The 22,123-nt window shown below is 63.3% G+C and carries 18 protein-coding genes; 5 read left to right on the top strand and 13 right to left on the bottom strand.

The genetic code is table 11. The annotated features are described in order from the left end of the window. Nucleotides 1-36: 36 nt before the first annotated feature. From AB4059_RS09095 to AB4059_RS09065, 7 genes are all read right to left on the bottom strand, one after another. The gene (locus AB4059_RS09095) at nt 37-357 is read right to left on the bottom strand and encodes a P-II family nitrogen regulator (RefSeq protein WP_498978593.1); all 321 of its coding nucleotides are present in this window, start codon (nt 355-357) and stop codon (nt 37-39) included. Continuing rightward, entirely contained in the window at nt 357-3,482 is a 3,126-nt protein-coding gene (locus tag AB4059_RS09090; RefSeq protein WP_498978592.1) for an efflux RND transporter permease subunit, read from the bottom strand. The genes AB4059_RS09095 and AB4059_RS09090 overlap by 1 nt, the downstream gene beginning before the upstream one ends. 30 nt (nt 3,483-3,512) lie before the next feature. Further along, nucleotides 3,513-4,688 (bottom strand): efflux RND transporter periplasmic adaptor subunit, encoded by a 1,176-nt coding sequence (locus tag AB4059_RS09085; RefSeq protein ID WP_498978591.1) that lies wholly within the window; start codon nt 4,686-4,688, stop codon nt 3,513-3,515. 11 nt (nt 4,689-4,699) lie between these two features. Further along, the gene (locus tag AB4059_RS09080; RefSeq protein ID WP_498978590.1) at nt 4,700-5,980 is read right to left on the bottom strand and encodes a TolC family protein; all 1,281 of its coding nucleotides are present in this window, start codon (nt 5,978-5,980) and stop codon (nt 4,700-4,702) included. Between the two features lie 61 nt (nt 5,981-6,041). Then, nucleotides 6,042-6,464, bottom strand: a complete 423-nt coding sequence (locus AB4059_RS09075) for a hypothetical protein (protein WP_498978589.1) — start codon at nt 6,462-6,464, stop codon at nt 6,042-6,044. Further along, nucleotides 6,451-7,131, bottom strand: coding sequence for a cation efflux transmembrane domain-containing protein (locus AB4059_RS09070; protein ID WP_498978588.1), 681 nt, complete (start codon nt 7,129-7,131; stop codon nt 6,451-6,453). The genes AB4059_RS09075 and AB4059_RS09070 overlap by 14 nt, the downstream gene beginning before the upstream one ends. Then, entirely contained in the window at nt 7,128-9,062 is a 1,935-nt protein-coding gene (locus tag AB4059_RS09065) for an FTR1 family protein (protein WP_498978587.1), read from the bottom strand. Before AB4059_RS09065 ends, AB4059_RS09070 begins: the two co-directional genes overlap by 4 nt. Before the next feature lie 137 nt (nt 9,063-9,199). Between AB4059_RS09065 and AB4059_RS09060 the strand changes: the two genes are divergently transcribed. The 4 genes from AB4059_RS09060 to AB4059_RS09045 all read left to right on the top strand — a co-directional run bounded on the left by AB4059_RS09060 (nt 9,200) and on the right by AB4059_RS09045 (nt 11,954). Next, complete coding sequence (locus AB4059_RS09060; RefSeq protein WP_498978586.1) at nt 9,200-9,604, top strand: MerR family transcriptional regulator; 405 nt, start codon at nt 9,200-9,202, stop codon at nt 9,602-9,604. Beyond that, on the top strand, nt 9,601-11,232 hold the full coding sequence (locus AB4059_RS09055) for an NAD+ synthase (RefSeq protein ID WP_498978585.1): 1,632 nt from the start codon (nt 9,601-9,603) through the stop codon (nt 11,230-11,232). The genes AB4059_RS09060 and AB4059_RS09055 overlap by 4 nt, the downstream gene beginning before the upstream one ends. A 147-nt stretch (nt 11,233-11,379) precedes the next feature. Further along, a complete protein-coding gene (merC, locus tag AB4059_RS09050) occupies nt 11,380-11,754 on the top strand; it encodes an organomercurial transporter MerC (RefSeq protein WP_498978584.1) in 375 nt (124 codons plus the stop codon). Then, a complete protein-coding gene (locus AB4059_RS09045; RefSeq protein ID WP_498978583.1) occupies nt 11,742-11,954 on the top strand; it encodes a GDCCVxC domain-containing (seleno)protein in 213 nt (70 codons plus the stop codon). Before merC ends, AB4059_RS09045 begins: the two co-directional genes overlap by 13 nt. Before the next feature lie 122 nt (nt 11,955-12,076). Here the strand turns inward: AB4059_RS09045 and AB4059_RS09040 are convergent, their stop codons facing one another. Both AB4059_RS09040 and AB4059_RS09035 read right to left on the bottom strand, forming a co-directional pair. Next, nucleotides 12,077-12,670 carry a BRCT domain-containing protein gene (locus AB4059_RS09040; RefSeq protein ID WP_498978582.1) on the bottom strand — a complete coding sequence of 198 codons (594 nt, stop codon included), beginning with the start codon at nt 12,668-12,670 and terminating at the stop codon, nt 12,077-12,079. Between the two features lie 62 nt (nt 12,671-12,732). Continuing rightward, nucleotides 12,733-18,312, bottom strand: coding sequence for a DUF3320 domain-containing protein (locus AB4059_RS09035; protein WP_498978581.1), 5,580 nt, complete (start codon nt 18,310-18,312; stop codon nt 12,733-12,735). Between the two features lie 113 nt (nt 18,313-18,425). Between AB4059_RS09035 and AB4059_RS09030 the strand changes: the two genes are divergently transcribed. After that, on the top strand, nt 18,426-19,181 hold the full coding sequence (locus AB4059_RS09030; protein WP_498978580.1) for an abortive infection family protein: 756 nt from the start codon (nt 18,426-18,428) through the stop codon (nt 19,179-19,181). A 94-nt stretch (nt 19,182-19,275) separates the two neighbouring features. Here the strand turns inward: AB4059_RS09030 and AB4059_RS09025 are convergent, their stop codons facing one another. The 4 genes from AB4059_RS09025 to AB4059_RS09010 are packed head-to-tail and all read right to left on the bottom strand — an operon-like array spanning nt 19,276 to nt 22,089. Next, nucleotides 19,276-20,658, bottom strand: coding sequence for a ThiF family adenylyltransferase (locus tag AB4059_RS09025; RefSeq protein WP_498978579.1), 1,383 nt, complete (start codon nt 20,656-20,658; stop codon nt 19,276-19,278). Then, a complete protein-coding gene (locus tag AB4059_RS09020; protein WP_498978578.1) occupies nt 20,651-21,139 on the bottom strand; it encodes a hypothetical protein in 489 nt (162 codons plus the stop codon). Before AB4059_RS09020 ends, AB4059_RS09025 begins: the two co-directional genes overlap by 8 nt. Then, a complete protein-coding gene (locus AB4059_RS09015) occupies nt 21,123-21,578 on the bottom strand; it encodes a DUF7665 family protein (protein ID WP_498978577.1) in 456 nt (151 codons plus the stop codon). The genes AB4059_RS09020 and AB4059_RS09015 overlap by 17 nt, the downstream gene beginning before the upstream one ends. Before the next feature lies 1 nt (nt 21,579). Further along, a complete protein-coding gene (locus AB4059_RS09010; RefSeq protein ID WP_498978576.1) occupies nt 21,580-22,089 on the bottom strand; it encodes a hypothetical protein in 510 nt (169 codons plus the stop codon). Nucleotides 22,090-22,123: the final 34 nt, after the last annotated feature.

Below are 22,123 nucleotides of genomic sequence, written 5' to 3'. Positions count from 1 at the left end.
AACGCGGCGGGCCGTAGCCCACCGCGGCCGACTGCTTTAGATCGCGTCGTCGATGCGAACGGCTTGCTCGATCGCGCTGACGTAAATCCACCCCGCATCGGATCGTCCCGTGCGACCAACGCGACGGAAAATCTCCACGGCGCGGTCAACGTCGTCGTTTTCGCAGAACAACTCCATCTGCACTTCGCTGATGACCAGATCGCCAAGCGCGACCGAGTACTCCTGCTCGCGCGCGCTCAATGCGCGGAGTAGTCCCTTCACATCGAACAACGCGAGCCGCTGAAATCCGGCCGCACCCAGCGCGTGAACGAGGTCGGAGACACGATTCCTGTGCACGAATGCCTTGATCTGTTTCATTAAGCGGCCTCCTTGGGGTTGGATCCGGCCGCCTTGCGTTCGGCGCGGGTTTCAAGCCATTCGTAAAGCACGGGGAGCAGCACGAGGGTGAGGAGTGTCGAACTGATCAGCCCCCCGACCACGACGGTCGCTAGCGGTCGCTGCGTTTCCGCACCGACGCCGGTCGAGAGCAGCATCGGCACCAAGCCCAGGATTGCCACGCTGGCGGTCATCAGCACGGGTCGCAACCGCAGTGCCGTGCCCTGCACTACCGCTTGACGGACCGACAGGCCCTTGTCGCGCAGTTCGTTGAGGAAGCTCACCAACACAATGCCGTTGAGCATCGCCACACCGAACACCGCGATGAAACCGATGGCGGAAGGAACCGACAGATATTGGCCGGTGATCGCAAGTGCAACGAGACCGCCGATGGTGGCGAATGGCACGTTGGCGATGATCAGGGCCGCGTACTTGACCGAGTTGAACGCGGTGTAGAGCAACACAAAGATGAAGAAGATCGTGACTGGCACGATCAACGCCAGCTTAGCCAAGGCGCGCTGCTGGTTCTCGAACGCACCGCCCCACTCGATCCAGTAGCCGGCAGGCAATTGCACTTGTTGCTTGATCGCTGCGTTGGCGTCTTTAACGAAGCCATCAACGTCTCGCCCGCGCACGTCCATCTGGATCACGGCATAGCGTTGCAACTGCTCGCGACGGACGAACGAGTAGCCTTCGGCTACGCTCACCTCGGCAACTTCCGACAGCGGTACCAACGCCCCGCTGGCGGTGCGTAGCGGGATTTCGCGCAACCTTTCGACAGAATCGCGAGTCGCTTCACTCAACCGCACTGCGATATCAAACCGCTTGACCCCATCAAGCAACACGCTCACCGGTTCACCGCCCAGTCCGTTGCGAACGATGGTCAGCACCTCTTCGGCATTCATGCCGTGGCGGGCGAGTTCGTCACGGTTGACCTGGATGCGGATCTGCGGCTTACCGACGTTAGCTTCGAGCGACAGATCAGCGACCCCTTGTACTTGTCCGAGCACGTTTTTGAGTCGGCCGCTGAGCTTGTCCAGCTCGCCCAAGTCTTCGCCATACAGCTTGAGCGCCAATGTGGCACGCACGCCCGAGATCAATTCCTCGACACGCATCTGGATCGGCTGGGTGTAGCCCGGCACCACGTTGGGCACGACCTTCTCCAGCGTCTCCTGCATGGCCTCTTCCAACTGCTTGATGTCGCGCCCGCTGGTCCACTCGTCCTCGGGTTTCAGGGCGGTGTAGATCTCCATGTAATTGACGTCGGCAGTCTCGCCCTTCTCAGCGCGGCCGATCATGGCAAGCGTGGTGTCAACCTCCGGAAACTGTTTGAACGCAGCCGAGATCGCATTGCTCGTGCGGATCGATTCGTTGAGCGAGGTCGACGGAATGCCCGTCACGCGCCACATGATCGAGCCTTCCTGCAACTGCGGCATAAACTCCTTGCCCAAGAACGGGAACAGCGCAAGGCTTGCCACCAGCGCCACCACGGCACTGACCACAACAATGCGCTTCTTCGCCAATGCCTTATCCAGCAGTGGTCGATAACCCCGCTTGATGTGGCGCACGAGCCATGTGTCTCGCTCAGGCTTGGGCTTGAGGATCATCGAAGCCAGCACCGGAATCAGCGTCAGGCTCAGGATCAGCGAGCCGGCCATCGCGAAAGCGATGTTGAAGGCCATCGGCTTGAACATTTTGCCTTCGAGCCCTTCTAGCGCGAACAGCGGCAGGAACACCACAATAATGATGATGATTGCAAAGGTGATCGGGTTGGCTACTTCCTTCGCCGCCGCCAGCACCGCCGAGGTCTTGTCGACTTTTTCGCCGTGTTCCAGGCGCTCGGCCATGATCCGGAACGCATTCTCGACCATCACCACCGCGCCATCGACCATCATGCCGATGCCAATCGCCAGGCCTGCCAGCGACATCAGATTTGCAGATAACCCGGCCTGACCCATGCCGATGAAGGCAATCAGCATCGCCAGCGGCAAGGTCAAGACGACCACCACGGCTGAACGCAAGTCCCCGAGAAACAGGAACAATATGATCGCAACCAGAATCGAGCCTTCGATCAACGCGCGGGTCGCCGTGCCCACCGCCTTGTTGACCAAATCCGTGCGCTCGTAGATCGGCCTGAGGACCATGGTCTTGGGCAATGCGTCGCGGACGATATCGAGCTTGCCTTTGACCGCCTCGACTACGTCTTTGGCATTCTCGCCAATGCGCGCGAGCGCCATGCCCAACACGACCTCTTGGCCGTCACGCGTCACCGCGCCAAATCGCGGAGCCGGGGCTTCGACGACCGTGGCGACATCACGCAGATAGACCGGCACGCCGTGCTCGGCCTTCAGCACGATGGCACCAATATCCTCCTTCGACTTGAGCAGGCCCAAGCCACGTACGAGAAACTGCTCGCGGCCCACATCCATGACGTTGCCGCCGACCTGACCGTTGTTCGCCGGGATTGCATTGATGACATCGCCAAATCCCATGCCGCGAGCGTAGAGACGCTGCGGATCGATCTGGATCTGGAACTCGCGTTCGCCGCCGCCCCACGAAGTGACATCGTCGACACCCGGCGCAGTGCGAAGGATCAAGCGCACCGTCCATTCCTGCCACGTGCGCAGGTCCATGTCGGTGACTTGATCCTTCGTGACGCCCGGGGCGCGCTCGACCGTGTACCAGAAGACCTGGCCCAGCCCCGACGTGTTGGGCCCCATGCTCGGCTTGCCGTAGCCCTCGGGCAGGCGATCGCCGATCTCCTGCAACCGCTCATTGACCAACTGGCGCGCGAAGTAGATGTCCATGTCGTCTTCGAAATAGACGGCGACATACGACAATCCGAACAGGCTGACCGAGCGGATTTCCTGCACCTTCGGCAGACCGGCCAGCGCCGATTCCACTGGCGTGGTCAGTAGTTGCTCGACGTCTTCAGCCGCCAGACCGGGCGACTCGGTGTAGATGTTGACCTGCGCCGGCGTGACATCCGGAAATGCATCGATCGGCACGTCGCGCACCGCGGTGAAGCCGAGGAACGCCACGACTGCAAAGATGATCAGCACAAGGAACTTGTAGCGGAGGGAAAGTTCCACCAGACGATTCAACATGGTGCACCTCCCGGGATCGGGAGAATCAGATCAATGACCATGCCCTTCTCCCAGTTGCGCCTTGAGGATCTGCGACTTCACTGCGAAAGCGCCGGCCACGACGACGGTATCGCCGGCCTTGAGGCCTTCGCGGATCACAGTGCGATCGCCGATCACTTCGCCGGTGCGCACGGACACCGGTTCCAAGGCGCCTTCGGCGTTTCGGCGAAACACCACGGTTTCGCCTTCGAGCTGCATCAGCGCGTCGGTCGGAATGGCAAGCTGGGTAGCGGCCTTGTTGTCGACATTGCTTGCCGAGGCGGCGTTGAAGTACACCTCGACGAAATCGCCGCCGTGCAGACGGTCACCCTTGTTCGGCACTTCCAGCCGGACGCTGGCCGTGCGCGTCGCATCGGAGGTGCGATGGGCGCTGCGTAGTACCTTGCCGTTGATGCGTTCGCCGCCCACTACGATAATCGCCGGGCTACCGGGTTCGATGCGCGACACCGTGCCTGAGGGCAGCTTGGCATCGACCCAGACGGTCGACTCATCGACCAGTCGGAACAGCGCCTTGCCCGGCTCGATCCGCTCGCCGACGACAAACTCGTCCTCCGTGATACGGCCGGCGTGCGGCGCGGTCAGCGTGAACTGTCCGTTGACCCCGCCGCTGGCGGTACCCGGCAGCCCGTAGGCTTGCGCCTTGGCGCGTGCGCGGTCGACCGCGACCTTGGCCTCGGTAATTCGACGGCCGGCCACGGCGTCGCGGCCGAGCGCGGAAACCCGGCGCCACTCCTGTTCAGCGATGCGCAGTTCGGCTTGCGCATCGGAAACTTCCACGCTCGCCAACGTCGCCAGCGGGGCCCCCGCACGCACTTCGTCACCGAGCTTGGCGTGGCGTCGTACGACCAGCGCTTCGACGCGCGGCGTGATCAACGTGGTGCCGTAGGCACTGTCGACCACTTCGCCCGGGGCACGCAGTTCCTCGCTGAGTGCAGACGGCTGCAGGGTCTGCAGACGGATGCCGGCGGCCTTCATCGCCGCATCGTCCATCTTCACCGCGCCGGGCGCTTCTTCCTCACCGCTCTCGGCGTGGCCTTCCTCGCCCTCGGCGTGCTCGGCCTCGGCGCCGGGCTTGGTTGCATCGGCGTCGGGCGATCTGGAGCAGGCGACCAGCGCAAGCAGCAACGCCGCCGACAGCGGCAGCAGCAGGAAACGAATACGATTCATCGGAATTTCTCTCATGGAGTGCCCTCCAGGCCGGCCCAGCGTTCGAGCTGACCGGTGGCGGCAAGGTAGTCGGCATAGCTGCGCCACAGGCGCGCTTCAAGTTCGGCACCGGCAAGCTGAGTGTCGAGGGTCTGATTGAGTTGCAGCAGGTAATCCGCTGTGGACACTTCGCCTTCGCGCCACAAGCGTTCAAGCAGATTGGCGCGGCGCTCAACGTCGGTACCCCGACTGCCTTGCCACCGCGACCATGCCGATCGCGCGGCGGCGTAGCTGTCGATGGCACGCTGACGGTCCGCGACCAGTTCGAGCTCGATCCGGTTGGCGTCGGCAGCCGCAACTTCGGCGTCAGCCTGGGCAGCCACCACTTCGGCGCGATAAGAGTTGCGGACGAACAAGGGGATCGTCACTGACACCCCCACCACGTTGTCCTGCACAGGGCCGTAGTCCACACGCCCTCCGTAGACCCCGACGGTGGGATCGGCGATGCGGTTGCGACGGGCGACGGTGACTTCGCGCTCGGCCACCAACGCGGCCGCCTGCGCCGCCTGCCAATCGGGGAGTTGCTCGATGCCCATCGCTGGTACGCTCGGGGGCGGCAACGCATTTGACGGTAATTCGATCCCGGCAAGCGACGCGGGGATCCCACCCACAGCGCGGAAGCGCGCTTCGGCGTCCGCACGCTCTGCAATCAGTTGCGACTGCTCGGCTTGGGCCTCATCTCGCGCCAGCTGCGCCAAGTCGCGTTCGAGCCCGGAGATGTCGTCGGCGGCGAATTGCTTGTCGGCTAATTCGGCGAAACGCATCACCAGCGCAAGGCGACGTTCGCCCGTGCGGACGCGTTGCTGCGCCGTCTGGAAATCCGCCCAACTCGCGAACCACTGCCTGGTGAAGTCGCGCCGGCGCATCTTCGCTTCGGCGGTGACCTGATCGACGCGCGCGGCGGCCGCGTCGCGACGCACACGGCGCTTACCACTGAGGTCCAACGTGAGGTTGATGCCAGCGGTTGTCGTCCGATCAGGCCCTTCGTCTTCGCCCTCGAGGTCCAGCTCGGGGTTGTATAACGGTTGGCCCGCCGCATCGAGGCGCGCTTGGGCGGCCGCGAGCTGCGCCTCGGTGGCGCGATAAGTCGGATGACGCTGCCACGCCAACTGCAAGGCTTCACGAATCGGTGCAGGCGCGCGGGTCGCCGGAGGGTTGGCCGCAGAAACGGGGCCTGCCAGCAGGCAAGCCACCAGAATGGCGCCAGCCAGCCGCGGGACGCATCGTCCGCGCGGCGTAAGAACAAAATGCATTGGAAGAATCCTCTGAATGACGGTGCCTCCGGCGCAAGCGCCGGAGGGAAATACACGTCACTCAGACAATCGGTGGCTTTAGTTCAATGCGCAGCGATGCGTTTGGCCGCTCTCGAAGGGCTAGCGCCGGCAGCCTTCCAAGAACGTCGGCAAACACCGCGTCGGCTTTGGGCAGGACCGCTGCCGCGTGATGGCAACTGCAATGCTGGCAAGTGGCGGCGTGCGCCGAAGTGCCAAGACTCACATCGTCTGCGGCGGAAGGTGCTGCCTTCGCCACGACTTCATGAGTACTCCCCGTGCCGAATCCCAACTCGGCGAAGTCATGACTGACACAGGCGCTTGCCGCGCCAATCTTCAACACCATCAACACCAGGACGAGCATCGCCAGCCGCGCGGATCGGCGCAAGCGGGCGAGCAGGGTCGGAGTGGTGGCGACATGCATCGAACCAGCATACAGGGCGGAACCGGTGTTATGAAATTTCATGCTTGGTGGACGCGGGCGCGGCCGCACAGGCAGGAGCGGATTTCACCTCTCGCCGCTGCCAGTCCGCCCAGCCTTCGGTAAGCACCGTCCGAGCCGTACGCAGGAACAACACCGCCACGAGCGTGCCGACCACCAAGTCGGGCCAAGGGCTGTGCAGCCAGGCCACCAGTGCGGCAGCGATGATTACTCCGGCGTTGTTCACTAAGTCATTTCGCGAACACAGCCAGACCGATCGCATGTTCATATCGTCACTGCGAAAGCGCGTGAGCAAAGCGAAGCAGGTGAGGTTCGCGACTAGCGCCACCGCAGCGGCAATGGCCATGTATGAAGGCCGGGGGTCGGCGCCGAGCCAGGCACTGCGAGCGACTTCAATCAACACGCCCAGCCCGAACAGGGCCTGGATCCCACCCTTGAGAAAGACCGCCTTGGTGCGCTGGCGGAGCGTGCCGCCGATGACCATCAAGCTCAACACGTAGACTGACGCATCGCCCAAGCTGTCCAGCGAGTCGGCCTGCAGCGCACTGGAGTCGGACCACCAGCCCACGCTGAATTCGCCGACAAACAAGATTACGTTGATGATCAGCACGATCCACAGCACACGGCGCCGCGCGCGATCCGTATTCGCACTCAGTACCGTTGCCGCGTCATTGCAGCCGCAGCCACTCATCGCGGCGATCCTTCCGTCTTGGCCGCCGGCACAGCAGTTCGCGACGAGCGCATATTCATCCAGAAGCCGATCGCAGCAGCAAGGGCAACGGCAACCTGGGCGATCAGCGACTGCCAGGAGGGATATACGCCCAGCCATTCGATACGCGGTGCACTAACCAGCGCTTGCGCAACCCACCCGGCTTCCTGCAATGCGGCAATACCCTTGCCGACCAACACGACGGCCAGAATCGCAATCAGGATCGAACTGATCGAAAAGAACTGGCTGATCGGCAGGCGGCGACTGATGCGCAGCATCCAGAACGCCACTGCAGCCAGCACGGCGGTGCCCGCGATCAATCCAGCGACAATCGCACCGCCGTTGTGCTCACTCCACATTGCAATGAAGAACAAAATGGTCTCAAACACTTCGCGATAGACGGCGATGAAGGCGAGCGAGAACAGGAAGATGGCCGAGCGCCGAGTGAGCGCAGCTGACATCTTCGCTTGTAGATAATGCTGCCAACGCCCGGCCAGACTTTTCTGGTGCATCCAGATTCCGACGCTGAGCAGCACGGCCGCGGCAAACAAGGCCGAGAGCCCTTCGGTTACCTCTCGATTGGCACCGCTGACCCCCACTAGGTAAGTGGCGATCGCCCAAGTCACCACGCCGGCCAACAAGGCGCCAATCCAGCCAGCGTGCACATACGGCAACACGTCACGGCGTTCGGCCTTGCGCAGGAACGCGATCATGCCGATCACGATCAGCAACGCCTCCAGCCCCTCGCGCAACAAGATGGTAAAGCTGCCCACGAAAGCCGTGGTTGCATCGGTATGGCTCTCTTGCAAGACTGCTTGCGCCCGATCGAAGAGCGTTGCGATCTGCGTGGCCTGCGCGGTCAACGCAGTGTCTGGAACGCCTTCCCCGATTTGCGCGCGAAACCGGCCCATCGCGGTTTCGATCTGGCGCATGAGCTGACGATTGCGCGCTGCCAGCATCGGCTCGACGGGTTCGACGCCGTCCAGATAAGCCGACAGCGCTAGCGCCTTGGCCTGCGCACGATCACCGGCCCGGTAGGACTGCAGTGCATCATTTAATCGATTGCGCGCGATGGAGAACGTGGCAGTCGAAGTTTGGTGTTGCTCCTGCACGGCTTCTGGATGCGCGCGCAGATAGGCGGTGATCGCCTTGGCCTGATCGGCCTGGAGGGATTGCGCGAGGTCTCGCTCGCTAGCGCGCGACAAGGCCTCGAGGGAGGGGACGATCGCGTGCAGCGCGGGATTCTTGCGCCACAAGGCTTCGCCTTGCGCCTTGTCCTCGGGGCCGTACGCGAGCCCGCTCACGTAGAACGCCAGTGCCCATCGGTCGGCATCGGACAGGTGCCCGAAGCTCGTCATCGCAGTTCCTGGCAATCCCTGGCTGATCACTTGGTACAGCGCGAGCGGACTGCGCTGCGCGGCGCGCTGCGCATCCGCAAACGCGATCGGTCGCGGGGTCAGGCTGGCGGCGGCCGGGCCATCGCCATGACCGGATTGGCCATGGCACGCGGCACACTGCTGCGCATAAAGGTGCGCAGCCGCGCCAACACGCGGTGGCGCTTTGGGCCGCGCCTCAATCCCATACGCCGTGAGTAGTTGGTCCGCCAATGCATGCGCTGCCTTGGCCACGCGCTCGGGTGATTCGCGCTTGGCGATGCTTGCATTCAATGCGTCCGCTGCGGCGAGCAGCGTTGGCTGTTGCGGCTGTGCGGGCAACGCCTGCAGCTTCTCGCGTACGGTGGCGCCGAACTCCTGCATCTCTGCATATTCGCCGGCCTCGACGACCTGTCCGTCGCGTACGGCGCCGGCATAGTCGACCGCGATGTAGTCCAGCAACTGCCAGGCTTGGCGCGCCTGGGATTGCGGATCCTCCGCCCAGGCGGCGGTGAACCCGCCGCACCAAAGGACGACCACCAGCGCACACCGCTTCCAGAAATCACTTGAGAGCACAGGCTTTGTCCATTTGGGGCGGGCGTGGTAAGGCCGCGCTTGGAATCCGAATGGCGGGCAGCGTAAAGTCCGTAGCAGCTACAGAGTCAAGCGAGATGCGAATGAAAATCAGTGAGGCGGCATTGTCCAGTGGTTGTCACCTGGAAACCATCCGTTACTACGAACGGATCGGTTTGATGCCGCGCCCCGGGCGCACCGGCAGCGGATACCGCGCATACACCCCGGCGGACGTTGAGCGGCTGCGCTTCATCGCCCGTGGCCGGGATCTGGGCTTCACCCTTGAAGAAATCCGCAGCCTGCTTCGCCTGGCCCAGGACCCGGTGCTCTCCTGCGACGAGGTCGACCTGCTGGCGCGCCAGCATCTCAGCGACATCCAGGCCCGCATTTCCGACCTGCAGCGCATGGCCGCGGAATTGGAGCGCACGATCGGCTGCTGCCGCGGGGGAGAGCGCGGTGCCTGCACGATCCTGGCGACCTTGCGGCAGCCCGTTGCAGCGGTGTCATGAGCCTGCGGCTGGCCCTGGCGCAATTCGATTTTGCGGTCGGAGACCTCGCCGGCAACACGGACCGGATCATTTCCCTAATCGCCGAGGCCCGCGATCGGTACCGCGCCGATTTGGTGCTCTTTCCGGAACTGGCGATCAGCGGTTATCCGCCCGAGGACTTGTTGCTGCGCCCGCAGTTCCTGGCCGACTGTGACCAGGCATTGCAGCGCATCGCCGAGAGCACGTTTGGCATTGTTGCCGTGGTGGGTTGGCCGGAGGCAGCGGGTGCAGTGGTGTACAACGCCGCCAGCGTGTTGCGTGACGGGTGCATCGCCACAACGTATCGCAAACGGGACTTGCCCAACTTCGCGGTGTTCGACGAACGCCGCTATTTCGCAGTCGATCCCGACGCGCGCGCGTGCGTGTTTGAGGTCAACGGCGTTCAGACAGGACTTCTGATTTGCCAGGACCTCTGGGGCATCGATCCTATTGCGGAAACTGCGGCCGCGGGGGCGGACTTGGTGCTGGTTCCCAATGCGTCGCCGTTCGAGCGCGACAAGCACGCTGAGCGCGACGCGCTGCTCGCCCAGCGCACGCGCGAACACAATGTCGCCATCGCCTATGTCAACGTGGTCGGTGGTCAGGACGGCCTTCTCTTTGACGGCGCCTCGTTACTCGCCGACGGCAACGGCCACGTGCACCCGGCGGCGGTGGCGTTCGAGTCGCACTGGCTCATTGCCGACTTCGACAAGGAGCTGAAGAAATTCGCCCCCGCCTCATGGCCGGCCGACGCCGATGAGAGCCGCGATGGTCTGGCTTGGCGCGCAGTGGTGTGCGGCACACGTGACTACTGCCACAAGAATGGCTTTCGCCGCGCTTGGGTCGGACTATCCGGCGGGCTGGACTCCGCCGTCGTGCTCGCGATCGTAGTGGACGCGTTGGGCGCGGAGAACGTCTGTGCGGTGCGAATGCCCTCGAGGTACACAGCTTCACAGTCGAACGACCTGGCCGAGGAGCAGTGCCGGGCACTCGGAGTGGAGTTGCACACGGTGCCCATCGAATCGCCGTTCGAGGGATTCCTTACGGCGCTTTGCCCCCAGTTCGCTTATCAGCAGTCCGACGTCACCGAGGAGAACATCCAATCGCGTGCGCGCGGCACGCTGCTGATGGCCTTGTCGAATAAGCTGGGCGGCTTGCTGCTGACCACGGGTAACAAGAGCGAATACGCGGTCGGTTATACGACGATCTATGGCGATATGTGCGGCGGCTACGCACCTCTCAAGGACCTATACAAGAGTGAGGTCTACGTCTTAGCACGCTGGCGCAACACAGTGGCTGGCGCGCCGGTCATCCCGTGGGGCGTCATCGAACGTCCGCCTTCGGCGGAGCTTCGCGACAATCAGCGCGACCAGGACACCTTGCCGCCCTATGATGTGTTGGATGCAATTCTGTTCCGACATATCGATCAGGAACAGTCCTACGAAGAAATCGCGCGAGCCGGATTCGATTCGTCGATCGTCGAACGCGTGCTGGACCTGGTCCACGCCAGTGAATGGAAGCGTCATCAGGCTGCGCCCGGGCCCAAGATTTCCCGCCGCGCGCTGGGGCGCGAACGTCGGTATCCCATTAGTAACGGTTACCGCGACTAGTCGACCTGCGCATCAGCGGAGAGACCATGATTCCCGATCGTCGCCGAGCCCCTCGTAGGCGCTATCTGCGCACGAGGGTGCTCACCGAGAGAAACGATTGACCGCGTGGTTTGTGCGCGCCTACATTGGCAAATGAATATCTCAAGAGTGATCGACAAAGCCAGTAGCGGTGCCGCCCTTCTGAGCGCGCTCTCGTGCGCCGGCTGTTTCCCTGCATTGGGGTCACTTGGGCTCGCCTTGGGCCTCGGTTTTCTCGCCCCGTACGAAGGCCTGATGTTCCGAAAGCTCCTGCCCGCGTTTGCCGCCCTCGCGCTCCTGGCGAACGCGGTGGCTTGGTACCGCCACCGGAATGCGATGCGTGGCGCCCTCTCCGTGGTCGGCCCGATCGCCGTCTTGCTTGCGCTCCTCGCGGTGTGGCAATTCGATTGGAGCATCTACCTGTTCTATGCGGGCCTGTCGGCAATGGTCCTTGTTTCCTTGTTGGATGTGTTCAAGCCGGTGAAGCCCCAATGTCGGGCGTAGTTCTGCAATCTCGGATTACGTGTCCCCATTGCGGGCATTCCCAAATGGAGACGATGCCGACCGACGCGTGCCAGTGGTTTTATGACTGCACCGACTGTGGGCGAGTACTGGAGCCGAAGGCCGGCGACTGCTGCGTCTACTGCTCGTATGGCACCGTGAAGTGCCCGCCAATACAGCAAGAGCGGCCCTGTTGTAAGTAGCCTCCTGAATCGAATGCGCCGCTTTGGGTCGAAAAGCGACCACCCGCCTGGCTGCACAGAACTGGCGATTACGCGCAGTTGTGTACGGTGGCGCGGACGCCAGTCCGAGCCGGAGGGTAGCGCTATAGGCTTCGACTCCAATGTGCCTCGGTAATGATGGCAACCGGATGCCCTGCCGCCCGCAGTTGCACAGCCTTTTCGATCTTTCGACCGGCGTTACTGTTGATCCAATCCCGCGAACCCAATTCACCGATCACAAGGTAGCGGGAAGCCTTAGAAGGTGTGCCACTGGTCAATCCGCCTCGCATTTCGATGGCTTGGTGAACTGTCGTTCGTTGTCCGTGAAGAAAGGTGCCTGTAACGACAAACGTAGCGCCTCCGAACAGAACTACGGGTTCAGGCTGGTCGACCGGAAGAGTCGTTGCCATCGACACAGTCTCGCCGGCTGAGTCAAGTGCTTCGCCACCCACGAACCGAACTAAGGTGTCGTGTAGATCCGCTGACTCGTCCTGGTCGACAAAGCCGTCCTTGAGAATTGCCGTGAGCTGGGTATAGAGCCGGTTGAATGGATACATGCCGACGAACTCAGCGTTGCGCTCGATCCAATCTTTTAAAAACGCGGCCTCCTGGGGGCTGACGTGCCCATCCGCGAGTAGCCCACGGCACAACCCGACAAGTTCATTCGACGCGCGGTCTGCGCGACGCGTCACGGTCATGTTGGCTTGCGGTGCTCGATCCCGATCTTTTTCCATCTCACCCTTCCCAACGCCGTCCGGCGTCAACGCTGAAGCGGAACAATCATATTGTTTTCGAAACGCACCTTGGCCGCGCGAACGACCGCATCGACCCGATCCTCGATGACTGAACGCAGCTGCACACTCGTGCTCTTGTAGCCAAGCTGGCGGGACACATGTAGGACCAGTTCGGGAACTGTCGCGCCATGGTTGGCGTTGACGATATCGACAATGGCCGCATCGAGTTCCTGGGGCGGCAGGTAGTCCGGACGGCGCAGTGTGGTGGAGAACACGCCGCTGCGATCGCGCACGGAGATTACTTGTTGCGGCAGTGCCAGGAAGTCTTCGTGGCTGCGCTCAATGCGACGCTGCCCAAGCGCACGGGCAATCCCCGCCTCCACAGCAGTTTGGATGCGGCTGCCAGCACGCTGCAGCCCCCACAGATCGCGGGCTCGAGCGACCACTTCCGCGCGATGGATCGGTCCCTCGATGGCCACGACGTCATACACGACATCCGCCATCTTGTCGGCAGGCAGCAGGTGCAACTCATAGTGATTGCTTGGCACCCGAAATGACGCTTCCTCGTACGGGACGCCGTCGCGAGTAGTCTTAAGGTCCGAGGGGATCAACCCCACTTCATCGAAAACATCGCCTTCGACGGTTTCGATCTCCACGGGGACCGGGCGGCGCTGCATCAATGGATTGGCGACATCCTCGGACTCCGCCAGCGCGTGCTCGATCGCGGCCACGGCCCGTTCAAGCTCAGCCTGCGGCCGCTGGAACCACTCAGCCACCCAAATGCGGTGCATCGTCCAGCCCTTATCGCGCAGGGCCTTGTCGCGCAAACGATCGCGGTCGCGTGCGCTGCTCGCCTTCCCATACCAGGCGCCGTCGCACGCAATTCCCAAGGCATATCGCCCCGGTCTTCGCGGATCGGCGATGGCGATGTCGATATAGAGCCCCGCGATGCCAACGTTCGTGTCCAGAGTGTAGCCGCGTGCCCGCAAGGCGGCGGCCACTTCCTCTTCGAACACTTGGTGGGCAACGATGGCTTGCTCGTGCTGATCGATCCCCAAGCGCTTGGTCCGTGCGTAGTGCAAGAACAGCTTGAACGCGACCGTGCCGCGGGCTTGGGTGCCTTCGAGATTAATGTCTTCGTCGGTGATGGACGAGAACACTTCGCACCGGCTCTTGGCTCGGCTGATCAGGACATTGAGTCGCCGTTCCCCGCCCTGTTTGCCTAAGGGACCGAAATTCATGGTCATGCGATTTTGGCTATCGCGGCCGTAGCCCACTGAAATGTAGATGACGTCGCGCTCATCGCCTTGGATATTTTCCAGGCTCTTCACGAAGAACGGCTCGTTCGGGTGGGCGGCGAAGAAGCCTTCAGCTTCCGGATGTTGGCGGCGCAGCAGTTCCACCTGGTCGAACACCGCGCGTCGCTGCTGGGTCGAGAACGCGGCCACGCCAAGACTGAGGTGCGGGCGCTCGAGCGCATGCTGGATCACTGCGCGCGCAACGATCTTGGCTTCTTCGACGTTGGTGCTGGTGCCACCGCGGTCGTAAACAGTGTTGGGATGATGGTGGAACTGCAGCCCCAATCCGGCCTCGCCCGTGTAGGGACTCGGCACGATCAACAGCTTGTTTTCGTAGAACTGCGAATTGGAAACGGCAATCAGCGACTCGTGTCGGCTGCGGTAGTGCCAGCGCAACATGCGATCGGGCAAGCCGCGGGCGCGACACAAGCCGAGCACGCTTTCGACATCCCCAGCTTCGGTGTCGTCCGTGTCCTTATTTTCATCGGCCTCGCCGACGACCTTCGCAAAGAAGCGCGTCGGCGGCAGCTGTCGCTCGTCGCCGACGATGACCAACTGCTTGGCGCGCGCGATGGCCCCCAAGGCATCGACGGGCTGCACCTGGCTTGCCTCGTCGATCACGAGCAAGTCGAATTCGACCTCGCCCGGCGGCAGGAACTGTGCGACCGACAGCGGGCTCATCATGAACACCGGCTTCAGCGCCTGGACCGTCGGACCGCACTTGGACATCAATTGGCGGATGGGCAGATGTCCGCGCTTTTTCGCCATTTCCCCGAGCAGCAGCGCGGTCGGCCCGGTGGCCCCTGCGCGCGACGGGATCTTGCCGTGGTGTGCGGCCTGCACCTGATAACGGGCGTAGTCCATGCGCGCCTCGTCGAGGTGTTCGAACTGCGACACCATTAGGCGCTGACGCTCCCCGTCAAACTGCGCCAGCACCGGCTCGCGCTTGACCATGGCGGCAAGCACGGCTTCGTAGTAGGCGAGCTTAAAGGTGCCGATCGCAGCACTCGGGGAAATGTCTCCGGCGGCCAGCTGATCGACCAACTGCCTCATCCCGCTGTCGCAGGCCTCGCCTGCCCGCGCTTGGTAGGCCACCCATTGAGGAAGCGACTCCGGGTGTTCATGCCAGCGCGAGAGAAGGGTAGCGAGGGCGTCCAAGGGCGCAGTGCCTGGCACGACCCCGACTGCGTCGTTGCCGACAAACTCCAAGCGCGCGAATAGGCTTTGCAGACTGTCTGCCAGGGCGCTGCCTGCCACTGCAAGTTCCTTTGCCTTGGACAACGCACCCTTGGGGTCGTCATTGCGGGCAGCCACAGCCCGGACTTCGCCATGATCGTGCATCCAGCGCGTCGCTGTGCGCACCGCGCTCAGATCCGTGTCGATCTCTGCCCACAGCAGACCCAGGCCCGCTTGACCCGCGGGCGAGGCTTGGTCGAGCGCATCCAGCGCCGCTTTAGTTTCGCGCACGCGTGCGATCGCGTCGGTCGCTTGCGCGACGGTGAGGCGATCGGGGCCGGCAAGCATCGCGCACGTGTTGCTTACTTCGCGCCAATGCGCGCAGCGCGTGCGCAGTTCATCAAGCCTCACGCGGCGCAGGATAGTTTCCTCGCCCCACGGGCGACGATCAGCGGCGATTAGCGCTTCACTGATCGGGAGCAATTGCGAGCGAATGGCGTCGACCAAGGGGCCGACGCGTTTGCCCAGTTCGGCTGCCAGTTCCCGGTCGGCAACATCCGCAAGGCGCTCACGGACGCCGCTTCCAAGGGGACGCAGTGAGCGCATCCACTCCGCCACCCCACGCAAGAAAGCAACCTCCGAGCGCTCGCGCTGCCAGCCTCCACCAAACGCTTCGTCGCCTTGGCGATCACGTTCGGCAATCTTCCGCTGCGCCGCTTGCGCGCCGATCAAATCGTCCAGATGCAACAGTGCTTCGGTGGCGGGCAGTTTCGGGTCCAGCAACTGGCCACGCACCTTGCGATTGGCCGCCCGCCACTTGCCGTTAAAGAAACGCAGGAAACTGCTCCCTAAGGTGGCCAGGTAGCCGCGCGCTTCTTCCCAATTTTGCGACCAGGCGGCGTCGCGGAACACGCCACCCAACCGCGCCTTTGTCTGTTGCACCTGCTCCACGGCTTCGATGAGTTCATCGACCGTGTCGACACCGATATCCCAAATATGCGCGACCAGTGCTTGGCGGTCGATGGCGGGAATGGAGGCCGCGCGCTCGCCGATGGCGGCGATATGCGCGGCACTATCAAGCGTCAGCCGGCCATGCTCGCCCAAGAGCTGCGCCAGCCGGGTGGCGGCTCCAATCAGCCGGTCGAGCTCGGTGTGGTTTCGGGCCAGTGTCGCCAGCTCGTTGCCCAAGACGAAGGTTGGCAATAGTGAATCGAGTGCAGAGACTACCGGTTGCCAGTCAACCGCCAATGCGCCCGGCTCTGCAACTTCCGGCAGCGCCAATCGAAGGCGCTGCGCAGTGGCCAATTCTTCCAGCACCGCGTCGATGGCAACGGGGTCGTCCCAGATCGCATTGGTGAGCGCGGCGGCGCCAAGTTGCGGCGAGGTCAAGAGCAACTCGGCGCGCGCGACGGCGGCATGAATGTCCGCAAAGTGCCGCAGCGCCGACAGTCCGAGGAAGGACAGCAACTCTCCCGCGTCACCTCGCCAGTCGCCGAGTTGTTGGCTTGTCGCGGAAACAATGGCAACGACGCGGTCGCGGTCATTAGGCATCAAGCCCCGGATGCCAACCCCACTCCACGGGTGGCGATTGGGCGTGCCCATGTCCTTGATGCGTTGCACCAGATCCCGCAGCAAGCGCTCGCGTTCGTCTAAACCCGACGGCGACCAGCGCGCTGGGCTTTCAAGATCGACCGTCGCGGTCGTATACCCCTCCCGGCGCAAACGCACGAGGTGGCCGAACACCTGGAACGGGGTGAGCTTGGCCGGATCCAGCGGAGCGTGCAGTCGGTCGGCGTGCGCATTAAGGTCGTCGCGCGCTTGGGTCAGTTGCGCGATGACAACAGCGCCGTCTTTATGCGCCGGCTTGGCCCCAAGCCATGTGCGGTTCAACTCTTCCAGAAGCGTCCGCTTTTGGGCCTTGTGGCTATGGAGCTCCAGGCAAGCCGCGCCGATATTGGCCCCATCGAGACGGCGCTTGACCACATCCAACGCCGCCATCTTCTCGGCGACGAACAGCACGCGCTTGTTGGCATTCACCGCCGTGGCAATGATATTGGTGATCGTCTGCGACTTGCCGGTTCCGGGCGGACCCTGCACCAGAATGCTGGCGCCTTGCTGCACGTCATGGACGACCAAGGCTTGCGAGCTGTCGCAGTCGACCACATGCACCATCTGCGACGGTGGGATCAGCTCGTCGATGCGGATGTTTTCATCGGACAAGCGCGCATTTGGAAACCCGTCGGCGACCACGCCGCGCAACGAGGGCAACGCGTTGAAGCCGCCCCTCGCCTGCCACTGCTGGGCATCCAGGTCGCGATACATCATGAACTTGGCGAACGAATAGAGGCCAAGCACCGCGTCGTCGGCCAGCACGCCCCAGCTCGGCCGCCCTGCGACGAGCGCGGCGACTTCCTCCAGATACTGCTGGATGTCGAAGGATTCAACGTCCGTGATGTCCGGCAGCTTCATGCCGAACTCACGTCGCAGGTACAGCTGTAACGACAGGTTGGTCTGAGGATCCTCCCCCGACCACTTCAAATGGAATTTCTCGCCGGCGTTGCTACGTTCCAGCCGAACTGGCAGCAGCACGAGTGGTCCGAAGCGATCCTGGTCCGGCGTGGAAGTGGCGCGCCAGCGCAGGAAGCCAATTGCCAGATACAAGATGTTGACGCCCTGCTCTTCTTCCAGCGTGCGCGCGTCGATGGCAAGGTCCAACAAGCGCTTTTGCAAGCCGGCCGAGGTCATCCGGGTATTGAGCTTGTTGTCCCACTGGCTCGGACGGCGGCCAGTCTCATCCAGCTCCTCGTCCGGCTGCGCGACAAGTTCAGGATCAGCCGATTCGCTCGGGACCGCCTCCTCCTGCGCTTCGAGGTCGGCTTGGACACGCCCGGGGGCGAAGGTGAAGCGTTTCCCGTCGCCCACCAGGGTCTGATACATCACCCGGGCCAGCTCGCCGACGACTTCCACGGTCTTGGCGCGCCCGCCTCGCGGGGTATGCAGCAATCGATTTCGGGTGGAAAGGTCCAGCAGTTCTGTGCGCGCGCGCTCGATCTTTTGATCGATCGAACCGGCTTCCCGAAACGGCGATACCTCCGGCCACGCTACTTCTTCAACCCCGTCAAATCCCGACATGACGCTCCTTCCCCGTACCCCATTCCCGGGGGGCCCGCTGCGGGCGCCCCGAGCCTTATAGTGCGCCCTGCTGGGCGGTCGTTCCAGTAAAGGGCCGAACGCGGGAGGGGGCGATGACCGGACTAAAAAGCAGCGAGGTCCATTGGGTCGTGCAGGGGTATATCGGGGTGAACGACGGTTACCTCGGTGACTTCAGCTATCGCACCCACCGGGACTTTTACTCGGCCTTTTGCGACTTGGAACTGGATCCCGACGGTTTCCCAGGCAGGACGACCCGGGAAAAGTTCATCGCGATCCTGACCCATTGCGAACCCGTCCAGCAGGCTGCGATCTTACGGGGGGTGGCAAAGCGCTACCCACCCGGCTCCGAGCATCAACGCTCGCAGCAAGCGCACGCGACACTGCTTGAGCTTGCCCGCCGTTGCGTCGAAAGCATCGCCGTTGCCGCGCCCAGCCCCGCAATTTCCAGCCAAGTCGTCGACCACGCATTGAAGGACGCGGCCGCGTTGCTCGAGTCACGCGATCCGACCAGCGCCGTCGACCGGGTGCACACGGCGTTGCATGGCTACTTGAAGGCCGCCTGCGCGCGCGCAGATATAGAAGTGCCCGCCGACAGCACAACCGCGGGCGTTTTCAAACTAATGAAGCAACGCCATCCGGCGCTGACCGACCTCGGGACGCAGCACGAGAGCCTGGTCAAAGTGTTGCATGCCATGAGTGTCATCGTGGATGCGCTGCAACCGGTGCGAAACCGCGGCAGTCTTGCGCATGCGAACGATGAGTTGCTGTTGCGTGACGAAGCCCTGCTTGCGATCAATGCCGCGCGCACGCTCATACAGTACTTGGACGCTAAATTATCGACGATTTGAGGTGAGCGACCTCCCCTGTCGACTCGGAGTTGGTGCTGCGGCGTCGCTGCTACGTAGATACGCTGCGGAGTACCCAATTGTCGCCTGCTCACGCCTACGACCGTGGCTCCGGAGTCACGACGCCCGGGTTCATGGCCGGCCATGGCGCACCTTGAATAATCGTGCTCTCTTCTGGGCGCGCCAAATGAACTGCGGCAAATTCCACGCGAGGTCCACCGTGGCACAGCCGCAGCAACTCGCCTACAGCCAACGCAGCTGCCGCCGCGCCCGTGAACGGCGTGGCGATGCTGCGCCCGGCCAAGCGCAGCACACCGCAACTGTCGCCGCTTGCCGCGTGCAGGTCCTGGTAAGCTTGTTTGCGCGTCGTTGCGTGCGCCGGGTCGACCGACGGCTTCGTAGACTCTAGCCAGCAAGTGTCAGCGGCGCGCGAGGCCGGAAATGTGTGCAGCGTGATTCCCAAGTAGTCGCTGGGGCCGCGCCCCAGACCTGCCTCGATGATGCGGGCGAAGCCCACGCGCTCAATCGTGCGTCGCGTGGCCAGATTGTCGACACCAATTAATGCGACGGACGGCTCGTCCCCGGTGACGGTGAAATCTGCAGCGAAACGTCGTTCGATGATTGATGTCCGAAACCCGCGCTGCTCCGCCCACGCAGCCGCCAAGCGCGTCTTGCGGCGCCCCACGTCAATCTCGCGGCTGAGCAGCGAGGTACTTTTGTTCGCACGCGAGACAATATCGATGTCCTGCAGCAACAGGTTGCACTGGTCCGTGGCGTACGGCAGCAAGCCCAAAGTCCACAAGTACGCTTGACCCAGGTTCCCTAGTCCGACGAGCCAGACCGATTGTGGCAGGGCCGTCAGTTCAGGCCCGCTCGCGGCCTCCGTCCACTTGCTCCACGGTTCCCACAGCGACCAGCCGATTCGGCGTTGGCAGGCGAGCGGCTGCGTGCCACGAAACTGCTGGAAAACTTCGGCAACCGCCATCGCGCCGGCGAGGACTGCGGCTGCTGCGCAATCGCCTCGTTCGGCGAGTGCGTCGTCCTCGAGGGGCACCACCGCTGCCGTCCAGCCGTCGAAGGTTGCGCGAACACCCCCTCCTCGGCGTGGGATTCCGGCGCCGACGGCGATGCACGGTACATTCGCATCGATATCAGTCGTGCGCTGCACGCCAAGCAATTCCAAGGCCGCCGTCAGGCGCGATGGCACAGGCGCATCGCGATGCCCGCGCCAACGCGCTTGCAATGGCTGATCGGGACCGGAGTACGTGACACCTCCCAGCAAGCACGGCAAGGCCGTTGCTGCCGCGGTAAGCAAAGCCACCTGCGCCATTTCGCATAGGCCGTCGCCGAAAACCAACTGCACGCGATAGCGCGAAAAGATAGCCACCGCTTCGGCTTCGCTGGCTGCCTCTCCGGTATCCATGGCGAGCTTCACCACGCGATTCAGTCGCTCGCCAAGATCTTCCATCGACTCATGCATTGTCATCCTCCAATACCAAGAAGCGGTTGTCGCACCCGCCCTTCGCCTGCCAGCGGTGGTCGCCTTCGTATACGTACGCGCCAACGGACCAGCGACGAATCCGCGGTCGGGCAAAGTTGGGCAGGATGAGCGCGACGTGACCGCGCGTAGCAATCAAGGGGTTCTGGCGATCGATTTCGCTTTGGCCGGCGCTGTGCGGGTGTACATGGACGTCGGCGACCACTTGGACGCCGCGTTCGCGAATGATCGCCCACAACGCGCGGAATGCTGCGGCCGGCAGCTCCACCACGCCCCGGGAATGCACCTCGGGATGCAGATCGTCGAAGTACAGCACGTCAGTGACGCGACGGCCCTGCGCGGTCAGGTGCCCGAGCAAGAACGCACCCGATTCGTGGCTTTCGCCGTCGGTGCGTGCGTGCAGCTCGGCTACCAGGCGGTCCCACAACGCCCGGGGAACACAAAGCTCAGTGGGCGCAGGCATAATCGGGCGACCCCAGCAGGTCGGACACGACCCGCACGTAACGGTGAATGCCGACGGCCGGATCCCACAGCAGGGACGGGTGCTGGTGGCGCCACGCTTCATGCCCCTGAATCGCAATTCGATCGCACGGAATGTAGAGCGCGCTCGAATTCCAGTTGGGATTGAACGCGGCCGAGACGCGCGCCTCGCCGCGGGGCCACAGGGCCGGCGACAAGGGCGCGTTCGAAGCTGGACCCCACGGCTGCGCCGTGGGTGCGGTCCGCGGGTAGTTCGACAGCTCGAAGCGCAAAACGATCCGGCTGCCGTCGCCCGCCCGCACCCAGATGAGCGCGTGCGGCCATGTCAGTGAGTCCAGTCCCCAACGGCCCGACAGCGAGCCGTTGAGGAAAGCCCCGGAGTTCACGTCGGCCTCGAAGGCCTGTTGATCCAGAGACGCCATGTCAGCCCTCCACCCGCTTGAAGGGGACCAGGTCGAATGCCACAGCGCACAGCGCGCCGGAGGTAAGCGTGCCGATCTGGGTGTCCGGGTCGGGACGTTCGTCGCTGTCCACCAGCTCGAGCACATGCTCGGCCGCATCGCGCGGCGACATGTCGAAGACGTTGTGCGTGGCCCACTGGTGTACGTGGGCGACGCGGGTCACCGGCGGGAAATCGCGCGATTGGGTTACGCCATTGAAGGTGACGTTCACCGTCACGCGCTGGCAGCGTCCCTGATGCAGCCGCACGATCGGGGCCCCGCCCTCGCCCTTGCCCGATACCAGCGTCTGGACCGCCGTGTGTAGGTCGACCGGCCCGTCGCGATCTTCGGCGAAGAGCAGCTGGCCGCCCTGCCCGATATTCTGGGCGCCGAGTGCCGCGAGCGCCTCGCCCACCGACAGCTCGCCCTTGACGTCGCCGACCAGCACCTGCGCAGCACCTTCGCACTGCAAAACGATCTTGATGTTTTTCACGTTGTGCTACCTCTTGTGCATTGGCCGTTGGGGA

The organism is Lysobacter sp. 2RAF19 (assembly GCF_052115395.1).
Classification (GTDB): domain Bacteria; phylum Pseudomonadota; class Gammaproteobacteria; order Xanthomonadales; family Xanthomonadaceae; genus Noviluteimonas.
This window is presented reverse-complemented; position numbering and strand designations above follow the sequence as displayed.